Raw genomic sequence first — 15,856 nt, 5'->3', positions numbered from 1 at the left:
TGCCAAGGTTTCTCCTTTGTCAGTTGGTTACGGTGTAGGCGTCGGGAAAACCCGTTTCCCGGACCTTGTTCAGAAGGCTGGCCTGTTCGGCTTCCGTTCGGGACGGACCGACCAGAACCCGCCAGAACGTCTTTCCACCGCTCTCCCGTTCATAGACGGTCGGAGTCATCCCGGCATTGCGGATCTTCGTCGCGGCGCGGTCGGCATTGTCTTCCTGGCCGAAGATGCCGACCTGAATGAAAGGCTGGTCCAGGTCCGAAGCGGCCGCCGGAGGCAATTCGCTGGCCACGACGGTCGCTGCGCCGGTGACGCCGGCGGTCGTTGCCAGCGGAGCCGTTTCGGCCGGTTTGGGCTTTGCCCAGGGCCAGCGGAACCCGTTCTTGCGCGCGGGTTCCGGCGTTTCGGATGCGATTTCTGCCGGGGTCGCCGTTTCGCCGGCTTCGACCGAGGTCGCGATCGGCGCTGTTGCGGCGGTCCGATGCGGTTCTGTTTCCTCGGCAGACGGGGTTTCTTCGGCAGAAATGGCGTTTTCGACATCCGGTTCCGCCGGTTCGCGGACAAGGGCGGTTACATTCAGTTGAACCGGCGCCCCCGCCAGCATCGACAGCGCCTCGGCCGCGTCCGACGACACCTGGATGCGCGGGCCGGGGATGTCGCGTTCGCGCCGGAAAAGGGCGCCGATCACCGAGGTGTCGTTGGCCGTGTTGCGGATGATGACGCGCTGGGGGTCAGTCACGTCCGGATGGGCGACCCAGACGCCGCCCAGCGACGGGCGGCCATCCCAAAGGGCTGCTTCGGTGACTTGAAATACGTCGGGCGCTTCGACGCCGTCGCCCGTCTGGCGGGCCTTTTTCCCGGTTCCGGCCACGGCGGAGTCGTCCGTGTCCGACGGTTTCAGAAAACCCGTGCCGTCCTCGCAAGCCGCGAGCAAGCCAAGGACGGCTGCCATCGCCGTCAGGCTGGACAATCGCCGAAGGCCGGTTGAGTTTCGGATCATTTCACGTTCCTTGCCTGTGTGCCGTCTCGAGGAGGCGTTCTGCCGCCGGTTGTCCGGCCGTTCTTGCTACACGTCCCGCGCTTTTGCCGCGCATCTTAGCCGGACCTCCGCCGCATGAAAAGTCCGGTGCGGATCGGCGGGCAAGTTTTCCTCGGTTTTCGCTTGCCTGCAAGACACGGTCCGCCTAAATCGGCGCAGCGACATTGGGCCGGCACCATGGTTTCGTCGATCCCGTCCGGGATCCCGCGGGGAGGTGGCAGAGTGGTCGAATGCGGCGGTCTTGAAAACCGTTGGGCGTGAGAGCGTCCCCAGGGTTCGAATCCCTGTCTCCCCGCCACCGACAATCGTCTCTATTTCCCATGTCCAGACTGTGCCGAATTTCGGCGTGATTTCCGTCGGTTGCGCGGTGGGGTCGCGGTCGGAGACGCACCTTTCTCCTCAGTTTCCGGGTCAAATTGGCGGGTGTCTCAGGTGGGCCTTGTCAGAACAAATTGGCTTGAGGCGGGCAGGGCGGTCTCGTAGCGTCGGACCATGTCCAAAGCTCACCCTTTCAAGGGCTTTCACAGCAGCCCGGAAATCATCCGCCTTGCGGTGATGTTGTACGTTCGATTTCCGCTGTCGCTTCGCAACGTCGAGGATCTGCTGCACGAGCGCGGCGTCGAAATCAGCCACGAGACCGTCCGGTTCTGGTGGCACCGTTTCGGCCCGATGTTCGCGTCCGAGATCCGCAAGCGCCGGATCGAAAGGCTGCAATCCAGCCGATGGAGATGGCACCTCGACGAGATGTTCGTGAAGGTAAATGGCGAACGGCACTATCTCTGGCGGGCCGTTGATCACGAGGGCGAGGTTCTGGAAAGCTTCGTCACGAAGACACGGGACAAGAAAGCTGCATTGAAATTCCTAAAGAAAGCAATGCGTAAGCATGGTTGTCCAGATGCATTCGTCACGGATCTGCTGCGCTCTTACGGCGCGGCGTTGAAGGACATCGGCTTGGCGAACAGGCAGGAAACCGGCCACTGGGCCAACAATCGCGCAGAGAATTCACACCTGCCATTTCGACGACGAGAACGCGCAATGCTCCGCTTCCGGCGCATGCGAAGTCTGCAGAAATTCGCCGCCGTCCATTCCTCAGTGCACAACCATTTCAATCAGGAACGCCACCTATATTCACGAGAAAACTTCAAGCTGAACCGCGCCACCGCCCTCGCCGAGTGGCGCCAGCTTTGTTCAGCATAAGTTCCGGCAGTTCGGCGAATACTGAGATTGGTTAGAAACGGTCTGACACCACCGTCCATCCCGTTACTTCAAGGCCATGCCCATCTCCGGCATTTCTTGATTCTGGGATTATTATCGGCTATATGTCAGGTTATAGATTGGAGGCCCGCGATGAGCAATACCGCACAGAAGAGAGCAATCGAGAGCTACCGCGCGCGTCTGACGCAGCGCGGCTTCAAGCGTTTTGAGGTTCTTGCGCTGGAATCCGACCGCGAATTGATCCGCTCACTCGCCCGCCAGCTGGCCGAGGAGGGGCCGGAAGCGGACCAGGCCCGGCAAACCGTAAGGGCTCTGGTTTCGGGTGAACCTCCCAAGGCTGGCAGTATCTTGTCCGCGCTCCGGCGATCGCCACTGGTCGGCGCCGATCTCGATCTGTCGCGCTCGCGCGAAGAAGGGCGTCGGGTCGATCTGTGACGCGCTGTCTGCTCGATACAAATATCATCAGCAACGTCATCAAGCCGCAGCCATCGGATGCGCTTCTGGCATGGTGGGCAGGGCAGAAGGACGATGACCTCTTCGTCGCCTCGCTTACCATCGCTGAAATCTGGCGCGGCATACTCGAAAAGCCACGTGGAAGAAAACGTGACGCGCTCGAAGCCTGGTTCCAAGGGCCGGAAGGGCCGCAGGAACTGTTCGCCGGTCGTATTCTATCCTTCGATGACAAGGCTGCACTGATCTGGGCGCGCCTGATGTCCGATGGCAAGGCTGCCGGTCGTCCCCGTAGCGCACTTGATATGATCATCGCGGCGGTCGCTGGAGCGAACGATTGCGTGGTAATCACTGACAATGAAAAAGACTTTGTCGGCTTGGAAATCACCAATCCCCTGAGGGGAGAAGACTGATGCCCGCTGTGCTGCGTAAAGATATCGAAGGGCACCATGGCTGAAACGCAGGTCGAATGGATAGGCGCCACCTGAAATCCAGTTGGCGGGTGCTCGATCATCGCCTCCGGCTGCGCACATCACCGTGGACTTTGAACAGCACACCGCAAACGCCATTGCTTGCCGAAGCGGGGCTGTGCGTCGACCGACTTAACCGGTCTTCGATTGGTTACATCTCAGCCCGCGATCATCGCCGCACCGTTTCGCCGCGGTGATCTCAGTCGTTGTCAATCGCGAGTTGCAGGCCGTCCCACTTTGCATATTTGTCGCCAGAATCGCGGATATGCGCATAGCGCTTCAGGCTGACCCAGGATCTATGCCCGCTGACAGCCGCAACATGGGGTATGTTCCAGCCCATCTCGAACAGACGTGATATGCCTTCGTGACGTAGGTCATGAAAGTGCAGGTCCTCAATGCCAAGAAGCTTGCAGGCGCGGGTGAAGTTTGCGGTTGTCGCGTCCGGAGAGTAGGGGAATATCTCCTGCTTACGCCGGGGCATGCTTTCGATGATGCGAATGGCCTCCTCGGGCAGATCGACCCAGGTATCGTTGCCGAGCTTTTCGCCGGGATGCTTCATGTCGCGAACCAACACCCTCTTGTGCTTTTCCTCGAAATCGTCCCATGTCAGCCGCGTAATTTCAGCCTGCCGGCGCGTCGAGAAAAGAGCGAACACGATGACCTTGTGCATCGGCATGGCCTGGGGCACTTTTTTTCTGCGTTCGATGAAATGCTCCAGCAGCCGGTCGAGTTCATCCAAAGTCGGTCTGCGGTCTCTCTGGGCTGAGCGCGAGATGATGCCCATGCGCCGTGCCACAGTGATTGCGTCTCTCATTTCCCGATCGTCCAACTGGAAGTCCCACATTGGCCTCGCTATGGCGAATATGGATGCGAGATGGCTGGCATAGTTGCCGACCGTCTGCGGTTGTGCCGTCAGGGACTGGAGGAACTCAATAATATCCTTGGATTTTATCGTCGAGCAGGGCAGGTCTGCGATCGGATGCGTCTTGATCGATTTGAGCACCTGAGCCTTCGTGCGACCGATCTCCTTCACGGTTTCCTGCGTATAGCGGTCAATCGCTTTGGACAATGGTGGGTCCGATGCGCTCAGCGCGTCGATTGCGCCCGGCCTGGCGAGTTCTCTCTCTCGCTTCTTCATCCAGGTGGAAGCGGCGGCTCGTCTGTCAAATGTCATCGTCTCATGATAGACGGAACCCTCGCGCATCACGCGCACGCGCGCCCTGTAGCTATGACTTCCGTCTTTGCGTTTGGTGATCGTACCCATGGTGACCTCCGGATTTGGTCCACGGATACTCTATTTGGTCCACAGGACCAAATCCAGTGTCAAAATCGCCGGATTTCGCCTGCAACGAATGGAAATCGCACGACTTAAAGGTGCTTGTAAGTGATTGAAAAAAATAAAAAACCTAACGTATCAAACGCTTCTCGGCTTGCCGTTGCCCCGATGATGGACTGGACGGATCGTCATTGCCGATACCTGCATCGCCTGTTGAGCCGGAATACGCTGCTCTACACCGAAATGGTGACGGCGCCTGCTCTGGTGCGGGGCGGGGCCCTGCATTTGCTGGACTTCAGTCCGCAGGAACACCCCGTTGCCCTTCAGCTGGGCGGTTCCGATCCGGCGGAACTGGCCGAGGCGGCTCGGATCGGGGCACAGGCCGGATACGACGAAATCAACCTCAATGTCGGCTGCCCCTCGGATCGGGTCCAGTCCGGTGCCTTCGGGGCCGTCCTGATGCTCGAGCCGGGGCTGGTCGCGGAATGCGTCGCCGCGATGCGCGAAGCCGTGGAAGTTGAGGTCACGGTGAAATGCCGGATCGGCGTGGACGACCAGGATCCGGATACCTGTCTGCCCGCGTTTCTGGAGCGCATGCGGGACGCCGGATGCAGGCGGATCACGATCCACGCCCGCAAAGCATGGTTGCAGGGGCTGAGTCCGAAGGAGAACCGTGACATTCCTCCGCTGGATTACGATCTGGTGCGACGGATGAAACAGGCGTTCCCGGATCTGCACCTGTCGATCAACGGCGGCATCACCTCGCTCGGTCAGGCGCGGTCCTTTCTGGAGCAAGGGCTCGACGGCGTGATGATCGGTCGCGCCGCCTATCACGATCCCGCCTCGATTCTCTGCGCCGCGGATCCGTTGATCTTCGGGCAGGGCGATGCGAGCGATCCTGTCGCGGCGGTGGGCGCGATGTTGCCCTACATCGACGCGCATCTGGGCAGCGGCGGCAAGCTGCACCAGGTCACGCGCCACATGCTGGGGCTTTTCGCCGGTCGTCCCGGTGCGCGGGCCTGGCGCAGGCTGCTGTCCGAAGGGGCGCACCGTCCCGGTGCCGGTTCCGCTCTCGTGCAGGAGGCGCTGGCGATGGTTGCGCCCCTGCCATCGGACCGGGAGGCGGTCTGACCGATGTCGGACGCGAGACCGGCGGAGCGCTTCGCGACCAGAGGCTGGTTGCGTTTCGATACCGATCCGGCGCTTCTGGATTGGGTGAACCATGCTCTTCCCGCGGCGCGGCGCGCCGTTTCGGACCCGGCCTTGTCGCACTGGCTGGATTGCGGCGGGACGTGGTTCGTGGGCGTCGACGCGCTGGCGAACGACGCCGAGGGCAGGGTCGGCGCTTCCGGTCCGCTGCGCGGCGGCGCGGTCGATTTCATCACGCGTCACATCGCGCCGATGCCGCCGCTGCATCGTGCCCAGGTCTCTGTCACCTATCCCGGCTATCCGCAGCCACGCCGCGGTGAAAGCGAGGCCGCGTTCCGCTACCGGGAACGGCGGGATTCGGCGCATCTGGACGGGGTGCTCGCCAGCGGACCCGAGAAGCGACGCCATGTGCGTGAACCGCATGCCTTCATTCTCGGAATTCCGCTCACCGACGCCGATCCCGATGCCGCGCCCCTGGTCGTCTGGGAGGGCAGTCACGCCATCATGCGCAATGCCCTAAAAGCCGTGTTGATGGACGGCATGTCGAGGGATCCGGCCGAGGTCGATGTGACCGACGCCTATGTCGCCGCCCGCAAACAGGTCTTTGACACCTGTGTGCGGGTGCCTTTGCCGGTGCGGACGGGGCAGGCGGTCCTGCTGCACAGGCTGCTCCTGCATGGCGTTGCCCCCTGGACACCGGACGCAAAGTCTGGCCCTGACGGCCGCATGATCGCCTATTTTCGCCCAAAGATGCCCGGCGGTGTCCGGGCATGGATCAACGATCCGTAGCAGCCCGGAAAATGCACGGCATTTTAGGCATTGCCGGCAATTGTTTCCGGAAACGTGGTTCCTGCACTGCCGAGGTGCCGATTGTTCCGCGACTGTGCGAACCGAGGTCAGGTCCTGTGCCGGCGAATCCACCCGAATGACAGCAGTCCGGCCAGCGACAGGGTGATGGCAGAGGGCAACGGAACCGCGCTCAGGGGACCCGGCGAGGTCGCTTGCGGCGCGATCCATCCGATCGGGTTGTCGGTGCTGTAGACCTCGTAGGGTTCGAAATACTGCGCCGCGCCGCTGGTGCTGCCGCCCCAGGAGAACGCGCCGCGATGATTGCCGGTAAAGCTGAACGCGTAGTCCGTGATGTTCTGATTGGCGTCGAAGGTCACAAAGCCGCCGCCGGTCACGTAGCCCTGGTAAACATCTATGTTGGACTCGTTGAAATCAATGGTTTTTCCGGCGAGTCCGCCGTCTTCGGTGATGGACAGCGTGAAATAGATCCATCCCGCCGCGTCGCCGATTTTCTTGCCGAAGGAGCCGTCTGTCCCGGTCACGAAAAGCATGCCGGATTCGTATTTGAAATCATAGGTCGACGCGGCTGCCTTGCCCGCCCACCCCATCAGCAAACCGATGCAAAGGAAGGAGAACAGAACGCCGGCTGTCTTTCGCCGCGTATGAAAATCCGAAGGTTCAATCGACGCCTCAAGGGCCAGTCTTGCAGGTTTCATGGTGCCGAACACTTTCAATGGTAAAACGATACTCGCAACACTATCAATCTACGGCACCGTATAAATCTCCATCAAGCTGCGTTTCGCAAGCCGAGCTGCCGCTATGGTGGAAACGGCGCTGCCGGACCCGGCGTTGTCTCAGAACTACGGCTTGAGACGTGCCGGCCCCTTGCCCCGTTGGCTTCAGGCGATGCGGACGATCTCGGCGGTGCCGAGGGCGTTGAAGCGGTTCATCAGTGCGATGCGAATATGGATTTCAGCGGTTTGTCGCCCAGTCCGCCGAGACCGCCGAAACCGCCGCGTGTGCCAAGGAGGGAGGCTTTGATGTCGTGTGGAACCATGCGGCGCGTGGTTACCTGCTGAGCCAGTTCCTCTCACCTTTGACGAATCTTCGAAGCGGCCGGTGGGGTCTCGCGCTGGAAAATCACGCACGTATCCTGATCGGGATCGTCCGTGCCAGACGGAAAGAGTCGCGCCCGGAGTCGCCGTGACGGTCAAGTTCCGTCAGTGTCTCAGATCAACACATCACAGCATCCGAGAGATCGTCCGCGCCGTTTCCAGCACTTTCTCGATCAACTCGGGACTGGGTTGAAGCTGCATTTCATGGCCGGACAAGTTGATGGCGCCAGTGTAACGACCATGACGAGAGACAAGTGGCGCGGCGATGGACAATGTACCGGTGGCGAGGTGCGAGCTTTGTGCAACATAGCCGCGTTCGCGGTCGGCCTTCAGCAGCGGCTTGAGCTCCTCGAGAGAGGATGGCGCGAGCGCGCTCATCTGTTCGAAGACATACCCATCGAACCGGCGGTCAAGTTCGTCTTCGGTCAGGTCCGACAAAAGCACCCGCCCCATGGTCGTCGAGAATGCGGGCAGACGTGAGCCAACAGGGACGTTTGACACCATCGAACGATCGGACAGGGCGCGGTAGACATAGATGATATTCGTTCCCTCCAGCATCGCGACATGAACCGTGAAGCCCGTCTCGTTGCGCAGCTCGTCCGCAGGGATGCGGGCCAGGTCGTAAATATCCTGCGAGGCCAGATAGCGATAGCCGAGGTCCATCACGCGAGGCGCCAGACGATAGGCGGTCTTGCGTTTGCTGAGATAGCCTTCGCGTTCCAACGTCACGACAAACCGATACGCCGCGCTGCTGGTGATCGAGAGCGCCTCGGCGATCTCGGACAGCGTCAATTCCGGGCGGTTCGCGTTGAAGCATTCCAGGATGCTGAGTCCCCGCAAAAGGGAGTTCGACCGATAGTCAGGTTCCTTCGCCAAGGCGGCTCCTCAATGGCTGCGGATTCACGTCGTTTTTCTGGCGGACAACCGGTCCGCGATGCGTGCCATCGCGCCGGCGTAATCCGCAATGATCTTTCCCTCCAGCGGATGGTGCCCGTCTGCCACCACCTTGTTCCCGCGGACCACCACATCGCCCACGCAGAAGCCCCGACCGGCGAAGACGTGAAAGTCCAGAAGCGCCTCTGGCTGGACGGCGGACAGGGCCTCTGGTTCGTGCGATGTGACTTCGACGAAACTTGCCATTCCTCCGACAGCGAGGCCCTGTTCCGGGCGGCCCGCGGCGCGGGCGCCCCCATGCGCCGCCCGGGTCCACAGGTTGGTGGCGACGTAGGGCGCGTCCATCGCGGCAAGGATGTTGCGCTGCCGGTCACGCAGACGCTGGCTGTATTCCAACTGCTGCAATTCCTGCGCCGCAAATGTGGCGATGTTGGAATCCGACCCGATGCCAAAGACGCCGCCTTGGGAAACGAAATCTGATGCCCTGAAGATACCGTCGCCAAGGTTCGCCTCGGTCATTGGACACAGACCCACCGTGGCGCCACTGCGCGCGATCAATGCAACCTCCTCGTCGTCGAGATGTGTCGCATGAATGAGGCACCAGTGGTCGTCGACCGGAGCAATGTCGAAAAGCTGCTGCACCGGGCGGCGCCCGTTCCATGCCAGTGCGTCCTGCACCTCTTTGACCTGTTCCGCGACATGGATGTGAACCGGCGTATCTGGAATCAAGTCTGCCCGGAGTTCCAATAGCCGGTCGATTTCCTGCGGGGTGGCGGCGCGGAGAGAATGTGGCGCAATGCCAAGCGTATGCCCGGCCGCCTTCGCGGGCGCACGCAGGTTGTCGAGCAGCCGCGCGTATCCGTCGAGGCTTTGGATGAACCGACGTTGCCCGTCGTTTGGTGCAAGGCCGCCAAAGTTGGAATGTGCATAGAACACCGGCAGATGTGTGAGGTCTATTCCTGTCGCTTGCGCCGAGTCAAAGATGCCGAGCGACAGCTCCTCGGGGCGGGCATAGGGCGCGCCGTCGAGATCATTGTGAACATAGTGGAATTCGACGATCCCGGTATAGCCGCCCTTGAGCAGGGCCAGATACAGGCGCGCGGCGATGGCCCGCATGTCCTCCGGCGACAGGGTGAGCGCAAAGAAATACATGATGTCGCGCCACGACCAGAAGCTGTCGATCGGATTGCGCCGCACTTCGGACAGGCCAGCCATCGCGTATTGGAACGCATGGCTGTGCAGGTCCGTGATGCCGGGCACGACCGGATTGCGGTAAACTGGCAGACCGTCCGGATTGTCATCCTCGTCCGCCGAAGTGATCGTACCGTCCGGCCCAAAGTGGACGGACAGATTGCGGACCCAGCCCGTCGGGGTCAGGGCGTATTGAAAATGGGCTCCCTTCAGGGCTTCGAATGTCATTGCGCCTGCTCCAAGTTGGGTTTGAAATCGGCAAGCACGGCGATCAACCGTGCCAGCGCGTCTTTGAGGCGGTCGGCCCGGTCCGGCAGGTAGGTCCAGGGAGCCTCTTCCATCATATAGCAGGATTGCGCGATCTCGATCTGCAATGCGTGCTCGTTCCTGGAGGGCTGGCCGTAATGCCGGGTGATGTAACCCCCCTTGAATCGCCCATTGCGAACCACGCTGAAGTTGCTGGCCTGCAAGGCAGCCAGTGCAGCATCCGACAAGGATTGCTGGCACGCCGTATCGGAATTGGTGCCGAGATTGAGATCGGGCAGACGCCCCTCGAACAGCCGGGGGATGTGGCTGCGGATCGAATGCATGTCCAACAGCACGCAAAACCCATGCGCAGCCTTGATGCGGGCAATTTCCTCGCCAAGGGCTTTGTGATAGGGCGTCCACCAGGTGGCGATGCGGTCGGTCTGCTCATCCGAATCCGGTTCCGCACCAGGCCGATAGAGCGGCGCTCCATCGAAATCGATCGTCGAAATCAGGCCGGTCGTTGCCCCCGAATACAGTGGCGTGTCGTCCGGGGGACGGTTCAGATCCACCGCGTATCGCGTCACGCGGGCTCTCATCAGGCTCGCGCCCTCTGGCAGCAGATCGCGGGCGATACGATCCATGTGCCAATCGGTATCGCTCAGAGCAAGCGCCTCGGGCTTGAGGGCGGAGCGAAGGGAATCAGGAACTTCGGTGCCGGCATGGGGCACATGCAGCAACAGCGGAGTGTTGCCTTTGATCTGTTCAAAAAGCGGGCGCTGTCCGAGGGCGGTCGATGAATCCTGCATCTCCTGTCCTTTCATATCTGAAAAGAGTTATTGACATACAAAATTACCAGGTCAAGAAATATTCATCCGACACCCGAGGGTCGCGCCGCCGGACACGGTGGTTGCGGCACTCGACAACCCTTAACGGAGGATCTCATGTCCCTTTCCCGTCGTCAGTTTCTGGGTGCGACCACGGCGAGCTTCGCTCTGCTCTCCACCTCTGCCCTTGCACAAAGCCGTACCTTCTTCGGGATCGCGACCGGCGGCACCGGCGGCACCTACTATCCGCTTGGCGGCATGCTGGCTCAGCTGATCTCGAACACCGCCGAGCTGCCCGACACCCGTCTTTCGGCCACTGCGGAAACCGGCAACGCCTCGGTGGCCAACGCCCAGTTGTTGGGCCGTGGCGAGATCGAGTCGGCCTTCGCGGCCGCGGATATTCTGGACGCCGCCTACAAAGGCGTGAACCAGTTCGAAGACGGCGCGCTGACCAACCTGCGGGCCATCGGTGCGCTCTATCCGGAAACCGTTCAGTTGGTCGTGCGTGCCGATAGCGGCATCGAGACCTTCGAGGACATCAAGGGCAAATCCGTGTCGTCCGGTTCGCCGGGCTCGGGCCAGTGGCAGCTGCTGGGCGACCTGCTCGAAGCGCATGGCCTGACCCGCGAGGATGTCTCGGAGGATTATTCCTCGTTCGCGCAGTCCGTCGACAAGATCAAGGACGGCAATCTGGACGCGTCGCTGATCACCGCCGGACTGCCGACCTCATCGGTGACGGATCTCGCAAACGGCCACGACATCCGGATCGTGCCGCTGACCGGTCCGGCGATTGCGAAATTGCAGGAAACCCAGCCGTACTACGCGAATTCGACGATTCCGGCAGGCAGCTACAAGGGCGTCGATGCAGATGTCGAAACCCTTGCAGTGCGCGCGATCTGGGCGACGCATGCGGATGTGTCCGAAGAAATCGTCTACGCCGTGACCAAGGCGCTGTACGAGAACACCGAGACACTGGGCAAAGTGCACCCGATGGGGCAGCGCATCTCGCTGGACAAGGCGCTGGAATCCGTGTCGATCCCGGTCCATCCGGGCGCAGAGAAATACTATGCCGAGAAGGGCATTTCCCAGTAATGGCGGTGCGCATTCCCTTGCGCACCATGGGAAGGGCGGTTTTGACCGCCCTTTTCGCCATGCCGGCCCTGACTGCGAAAGCAGCGGATGGGACCGTTTGGCTTTGCCTGTCTGAAACGCGTGGCGCGCAGGCGGAAATCGCCCGCCTGCCGCTTGGCGCCGACCGGACCTTTGACCTGAGCTTCATTCATTCGGTGTCGCGCACGCCCGTCATCGACAGCTATCGTGTGGAAGGCGGACAGGTCCTTCAGACGCACGAGGTTTTCGTCGCCCACGGCGCGGGACTTCCTTCGGTCGCCAATGACATGGACGCGACCGGCTGGCGGCATGAAGACGGGCGCTTCATCCTCGAAATGAACCGCCTTACCGGTCCGATTCCGCTCCGTATTCAAGCAGAGTTCAGGAACACCCTGACGGTCGGAGGCTCGGATTTGCACCTGGCCGATCTCGGCCATGCGGCCCTCACCCTTGCCCCCTGCGACGAGGAAATGTCCCAATGACCCAGGATCTTCATTCCGAAGACAACCGCGGCCACACCGCTGCCGATGGCGACCATGACTTCACGGCGGACGAAGTCGAGGCCCTTGTCCGGGAATACGACTCGGAGTCGAACTTTCGCAACCTCGTCGGCCCGACCGCCATACTGGTCACCATCACCTCAGTCGTGCTGTCCCTGTTCCACGTCTACACCGCCGGGTTCGGCCTGTTGAACGAGGTCATGCACCGCACGATCCACCTGAGTTTCGTAATGGGGCTGATCTTCCTCGTCTTTCCACGCAAGCGCGCCGCGCCGACCACCCGCCTGTGGACCGAGTCGCTGCTGTTTGCGGGGTTCTATCTCTATATCCTTTACGGCCTGGCGACCTCGCTCTCTGCAAGCACGCTGAAGACGGTCTTCGTCGCCGTCATGCTGCTGCTGATTGCCCTGACGCTGCCCTTCAACCGCAAAGGGGCCGACCCGGAAAAGGTCGCGATCCGCGACTGGATCTTTGCGGCGGCCGGGGCCGGGTTCTCCGCCTACCTGTCGGTTTTTTTCAAGTATATCTTCATCGAAAACGTCGGTAGTCCGCCCGAACCGGCCTACATGATGGGCTTCGTGGCCATCATCATGACGCTCGAGGCGACGCGGCGCACGATGGGCCCGACGCTGGCCTGGATAGGTGTATTCTGTTTGGTCTACGCGCTGGCCGGACCGTATTTGCCGGGGATCATGGCGCATCGCGGCTATTCCATCACCCGGATCATCAACCACCTCTTCGTCGGAACCGAAGGCATCTACGGCGTCGCCGTCGGCGTCGTCGCCACCTATGTCTTCCATTTCGTTCTGTTCGGCATCCTCGCCCAGATGAGCGGCCTCGGCCAACTCTTCATCGATCTTGCCACCATCGTGGCGGGCCGCGCATCCGGCGGCTCGGCGAAAGTGTCCGTGGTGTCGTCGGGCTTTTTCGGGATGATCTCCGGCTCGCCGATTGCCAACACGGTGACCACCGGGGCCTTTACCATCCCGCTCATGAAGAAATCGGGGTTTTCAGGCCGGTTCGCCGGCGCGGTCGAAGCGTCGGCCTCGTGCGGGGGGCAGATCACACCGCCGATCATGGGCGCTTCGGCCTTTGTCATGACCGAGATGCTGGGCGTGCCCTATAACGAGTTGATCCTGATCGCCATCGTTCCGGCGGCCTTCCACTATATCGCCATCCTGCTGATGGTTCACCTCGAAGCCAAGAAACTGGGGCTAACCGGTCTGTCAAAGGACAAGATCCCGCAATTCGGTGCCGTCCTGGCAAGAGCATGGCACCTGTTCATCCCGCTTGGCGTGATGGTGGCCATGCTGCTGATGCAATACACGCCCTTCCTCGCGGCCTTCTGGGGCATCATCCTGACCATCGTGTGCAGCTATGTGCCGCTGCTGATGCGCGCATTTGGCAACACGACGATGGACACCTCGACGGTGCTTACCCCTCCGCGGCTGGTGCAGGGCTTCGAAGACGGCGCGAAGTTTGCTCTCGCCATCGGTGCGGCCTGTGCCTGCGTCGGCTTCCTGCTGGGGATGACCACGCTGACCGGTCTGGGTTTCAAGTTCTCGGCGGCGGTGGTGCAACTGGCGCATGACGTGGCCGGGTTCGTCGTTGCGCTCGACTTTACCGGGCTGCTGTCCGAAAACGGGATGGCGCTGTTTTTCGGGCTGATCTTCGTGGCCATTGCCTGCATCATCATGGGGGCGGGCATCCCGACCACACCGACCTATATCATCCTCGCATCCATCGCCGCCCCGGCCTTGACCGAGTTCGGGGTGCCGCTGATCGCAACGCATTTCTTCGTCTTCTATTTCGGCGTTCTGGCGGATGTGACCCCGCCGGTGGCGCTGGCGGCATATGCCGCCGCCGGGCTCGCCCGCGCAGAGCCGATGACGACCGGGACGACCGCCTTCCGGTTGTCCATGGGCAAGGCGCTGGTGCCGTTCATGTTCATCTATGCGCCCAGCTTGCTGTTCGTGGACTTCACCTGGCTGGAGTTCACAACGGCACTGCTGTCGGGCCTGGTCGGTGTCCTTGCACTGTCCGCAGCCTATATCGGCTGGTTCCGCCGCGACCTCGCGGTATGGGAAAAGCTGGCGTTGACCATCGCTGGGCTGCTGTTGATCTCGACACATTACGTGACGATCGTGATCGGGGCGATCATCGTACTCGCCGTTCTGGCCCGCCCCGCGAAAGCGCAGCTTGGATCTGCTTAGCAGGTCCGGGCCGATTTTGTGACGGTCTCGGAATGATGCCGGCGAACACGGTGAACCCCGCCGCCGCTCTCGCCGAGTGGCGCGGCCTTCGTGCGGCATGATGGTCAGCGTCGCTGGCCTGGCAGGGACGAGTTCGAATTCGTCTGACAGCTCCCGTTTCGCTTCAGTTCTCGGGGCAAAACTGCCGGTGTCTCAGGTGGGCTGGAACGGGGGTCCGGATTGGGGCGGGTTTCCCTGTTTCGGGTCGATTTGCAGGGTGTTTTGTCGAACAGTAGAGAATCCGGTCGTTGCACCTGCTGTTTGTGCAAGCAATATCAGTTGGTTGCGATGGGTTTCCCCAAGAGATATGCACAGAAGTTGACGGGGCGGTAAAAAGCCATCGGGACGCTATTGTTTTGTGGTTATGATCGACGCGTTTGCGATGGTGTTTTTTCTGGCTTCGTTCAGCAAGGTGTCCGATACGGCTTCCGGAATTGTTGCGGTGATGTCTGTGGATCATCATGGTCGGGCGGGGCGGCTGATCCCCGCGAATTTCGTACATCTGAAGATGTTTAGACCCAGTGCGCGCAGTTGGGTGACATAGCGCATCGCGGGCATGCCGCGGATGCGCAGATGGGCAAGGTTCATCTGATGTTTCAGGCGGGCGATGCTGGCCTCGATGCCGGCGCGCCATCGGTATATGTCGTGGAAGCCGTCGCTTTGTTGATAAAGACGCTGGGCGCGGGTCTCGATCCGGCCCGGCTCATATTGGAAACGCCCGGCATCGCCTGTCTGCCGGTCGGGTTTGACAGGGCAGCGATGCTTTTCCGAGCAGGCCCGGCACAAGGTCAGATCGAAGCTTGCCTGCAATTTGGCCTTTGACCGCGAGGTGGCGACAGGCTCGGTCCCCTGAGGGCATCTTGCGACGCGGCCATCTTCGGACAGGGCGAAATCCTCCAGGGTGTAATTGCCCTGCGCACGGCCTTTGGCACTGCAGATCGGGGCCACCAAGGATACGCCGATCTGCGTGGCCAAAGCGATGTTGTCCGGGCCGCCATAAGCCGTGTCGCCCGTAAGTCTTTCGGGCAGCAGGTGGCGGTTCGCCAGATCGTCCAGGGCGTCAAGAACGCGGTGCCCATCATGGACGGTCATCTTGTGCACGGCCACATGTGTAATCAGGTCCGGCGCATCTTCCCCGGCTTCCGCAGCATCGTCTTCGCGATAGGTTTCCACGAACTGGGCCGCATACCCCATACCCTTGCGCGCGTTGTAGCTGGCGTCGGGATCGGCGGGATTGCCGACCGTGTCGCAGGGGATGTCTTTCGGCGCCCGCGGGAGCGCGCGACGTGCCGCCCCGGCGTTCTCTGTCTCGCTCAGATCGAATTGATCCATCAGC

The 15,856-nt window shown here is 61.4% G+C and carries 16 protein-coding genes, 1 tRNA gene and 1 pseudogene; 10 read left to right on the top strand and 8 right to left on the bottom strand.

Annotation, left to right across the window (positions count from 1 at the left end; genetic code table 11):
- Window positions 1–19 precede the first annotated feature (19 nt).
- Window positions 20–997: an SPOR domain-containing protein gene (locus QO034_RS11770; protein WP_284485734.1), complete on the bottom strand. Its 978-nt coding sequence runs from the start codon at window positions 995–997 to the stop codon at window positions 20–22.
- Window positions 998–1,244: 247 nt separating this feature from the next.
- On the opposite strand from QO034_RS11770, the gene QO034_RS11765 reads away from it, so the two are divergent.
- The 4 genes from QO034_RS11765 (at window position 1,245) to QO034_RS11750 (ending at window position 3,114) form a co-directional block, all read left to right on the top strand.
- A tRNA-Ser gene (locus QO034_RS11765) sits at window positions 1,245–1,334 on the top strand.
- Window positions 1,335–1,528: 194 nt separating this feature from the next.
- Window positions 1,529–2,233, top strand: coding sequence for an IS6 family transposase (locus QO034_RS11760; RefSeq protein WP_284485733.1), 705 nt, complete (start codon window positions 1,529–1,531; stop codon window positions 2,231–2,233).
- A 150-nt stretch (window positions 2,234–2,383) separates the two neighbouring features.
- On the top strand, window positions 2,384–2,686 hold the full coding sequence (locus tag QO034_RS11755; RefSeq protein WP_284485732.1) for a hypothetical protein: 303 nt from the start codon (window positions 2,384–2,386) through the stop codon (window positions 2,684–2,686).
- Window positions 2,683–3,114, top strand: coding sequence for a PIN domain-containing protein (locus QO034_RS11750; RefSeq protein ID WP_284485731.1), 432 nt, complete (start codon window positions 2,683–2,685; stop codon window positions 3,112–3,114). The genes QO034_RS11755 and QO034_RS11750 overlap by 4 nt, the downstream gene beginning before the upstream one ends.
- 256 nt (window positions 3,115–3,370) lie before the next feature.
- Here QO034_RS11750 and QO034_RS11745 read toward each other — a convergent pair whose 3' ends face one another.
- The gene (locus QO034_RS11745) at window positions 3,371–4,435 is read right to left on the bottom strand and encodes a site-specific integrase (RefSeq protein WP_284485730.1); all 1,065 of its coding nucleotides are present in this window, start codon (window positions 4,433–4,435) and stop codon (window positions 3,371–3,373) included.
- Between the two features lie 123 nt (window positions 4,436–4,558).
- Between QO034_RS11745 and dusA the strand changes: the two genes are divergently transcribed.
- Window positions 4,559–5,578 carry a tRNA dihydrouridine(20/20a) synthase DusA gene (dusA, locus tag QO034_RS11740; protein ID WP_407696764.1) on the top strand — a complete coding sequence of 340 codons (1,020 nt, stop codon included), beginning with the start codon at window positions 4,559–4,561 and terminating at the stop codon, window positions 5,576–5,578.
- A 3-nt stretch (window positions 5,579–5,581) separates the two neighbouring features.
- Entirely contained in the window at window positions 5,582–6,385 is an 804-nt protein-coding gene (locus QO034_RS11735; RefSeq protein WP_284485728.1) for a phytanoyl-CoA dioxygenase family protein, read from the top strand.
- A 107-nt stretch (window positions 6,386–6,492) separates the two neighbouring features.
- Here QO034_RS11735 and QO034_RS11730 read toward each other — a convergent pair whose 3' ends face one another.
- Window positions 6,493–7,101: a hypothetical protein gene (locus tag QO034_RS11730; RefSeq protein WP_284485727.1), complete on the bottom strand. Its 609-nt coding sequence runs from the start codon at window positions 7,099–7,101 to the stop codon at window positions 6,493–6,495.
- 183 nt (window positions 7,102–7,284) lie between these two features.
- Window positions 7,285–7,386, bottom strand: a pseudogene (locus QO034_RS23355) (IS5/IS1182 family transposase); the annotation flags it as partial.
- 44 nt (window positions 7,387–7,430) lie between these two features.
- On the opposite strand from QO034_RS23355, the gene QO034_RS23350 reads away from it, so the two are divergent.
- Window positions 7,431–7,592, top strand: coding sequence for an oxidoreductase (locus tag QO034_RS23350; RefSeq protein WP_284485726.1), 162 nt, complete (start codon window positions 7,431–7,433; stop codon window positions 7,590–7,592).
- Between the two features lie 34 nt (window positions 7,593–7,626).
- On the opposite strand, the gene QO034_RS11720 is transcribed toward QO034_RS23350, so the two are convergent.
- Genes QO034_RS11720 through hutG form a run of 3 tightly spaced genes read right to left on the bottom strand, consistent with a single transcriptional unit; the run spans window position 7,627 to window position 10,640 of the window.
- The gene (locus QO034_RS11720) at window positions 7,627–8,376 is read right to left on the bottom strand and encodes an IclR family transcriptional regulator (RefSeq protein ID WP_284485725.1); all 750 of its coding nucleotides are present in this window, start codon (window positions 8,374–8,376) and stop codon (window positions 7,627–7,629) included.
- A gap of 24 nt (window positions 8,377–8,400) precedes the next feature.
- Window positions 8,401–9,813 (bottom strand): formimidoylglutamate deiminase, encoded by a 1,413-nt coding sequence (locus tag QO034_RS11715; protein WP_284485724.1) that lies wholly within the window; start codon window positions 9,811–9,813, stop codon window positions 8,401–8,403.
- A complete protein-coding gene (gene hutG / locus QO034_RS11710) occupies window positions 9,810–10,640 on the bottom strand; it encodes an N-formylglutamate deformylase (RefSeq protein WP_284485723.1) in 831 nt (276 codons plus the stop codon). Before hutG ends, QO034_RS11715 begins: the two co-directional genes overlap by 4 nt.
- Before the next feature lie 135 nt (window positions 10,641–10,775).
- Between hutG and QO034_RS11705 the strand changes: the two genes are divergently transcribed.
- Genes QO034_RS11705 through QO034_RS11695 form a run of 3 tightly spaced genes read left to right on the top strand, consistent with a single transcriptional unit; the run spans window position 10,776 to window position 14,481 of the window.
- Window positions 10,776–11,750 (top strand): TAXI family TRAP transporter solute-binding subunit, encoded by a 975-nt coding sequence (locus QO034_RS11705; RefSeq protein ID WP_284485722.1) that lies wholly within the window; start codon window positions 10,776–10,778, stop codon window positions 11,748–11,750.
- 41 nt (window positions 11,751–11,791) lie between these two features.
- Window positions 11,792–12,250, top strand: coding sequence for a DUF1850 domain-containing protein (locus QO034_RS11700; protein ID WP_284485721.1), 459 nt, complete (start codon window positions 11,792–11,794; stop codon window positions 12,248–12,250).
- Entirely contained in the window at window positions 12,247–14,481 is a 2,235-nt protein-coding gene (locus tag QO034_RS11695; protein WP_284485720.1) for a TRAP transporter permease, read from the top strand. Before QO034_RS11700 ends, QO034_RS11695 begins: the two co-directional genes overlap by 4 nt.
- A gap of 498 nt (window positions 14,482–14,979) precedes the next feature.
- Here the strand turns inward: QO034_RS11695 and QO034_RS11690 are convergent.
- The coding region (locus QO034_RS11690; RefSeq protein WP_284485719.1) for a transposase at window positions 14,980–15,856 on the bottom strand (877 nt) is incomplete at its 5' end.

The sequence above is a fragment of the Sedimentitalea xiamensis genome, assembly GCF_030164465.1.
Classification (GTDB): Bacteria; Pseudomonadota; Alphaproteobacteria; order Rhodobacterales; family Rhodobacteraceae; genus Sedimentitalea; species Sedimentitalea xiamensis.
Note: the sequence above shows the minus strand (reverse complement) of the source record. Positions and strands in the feature narration are given on the sequence as shown.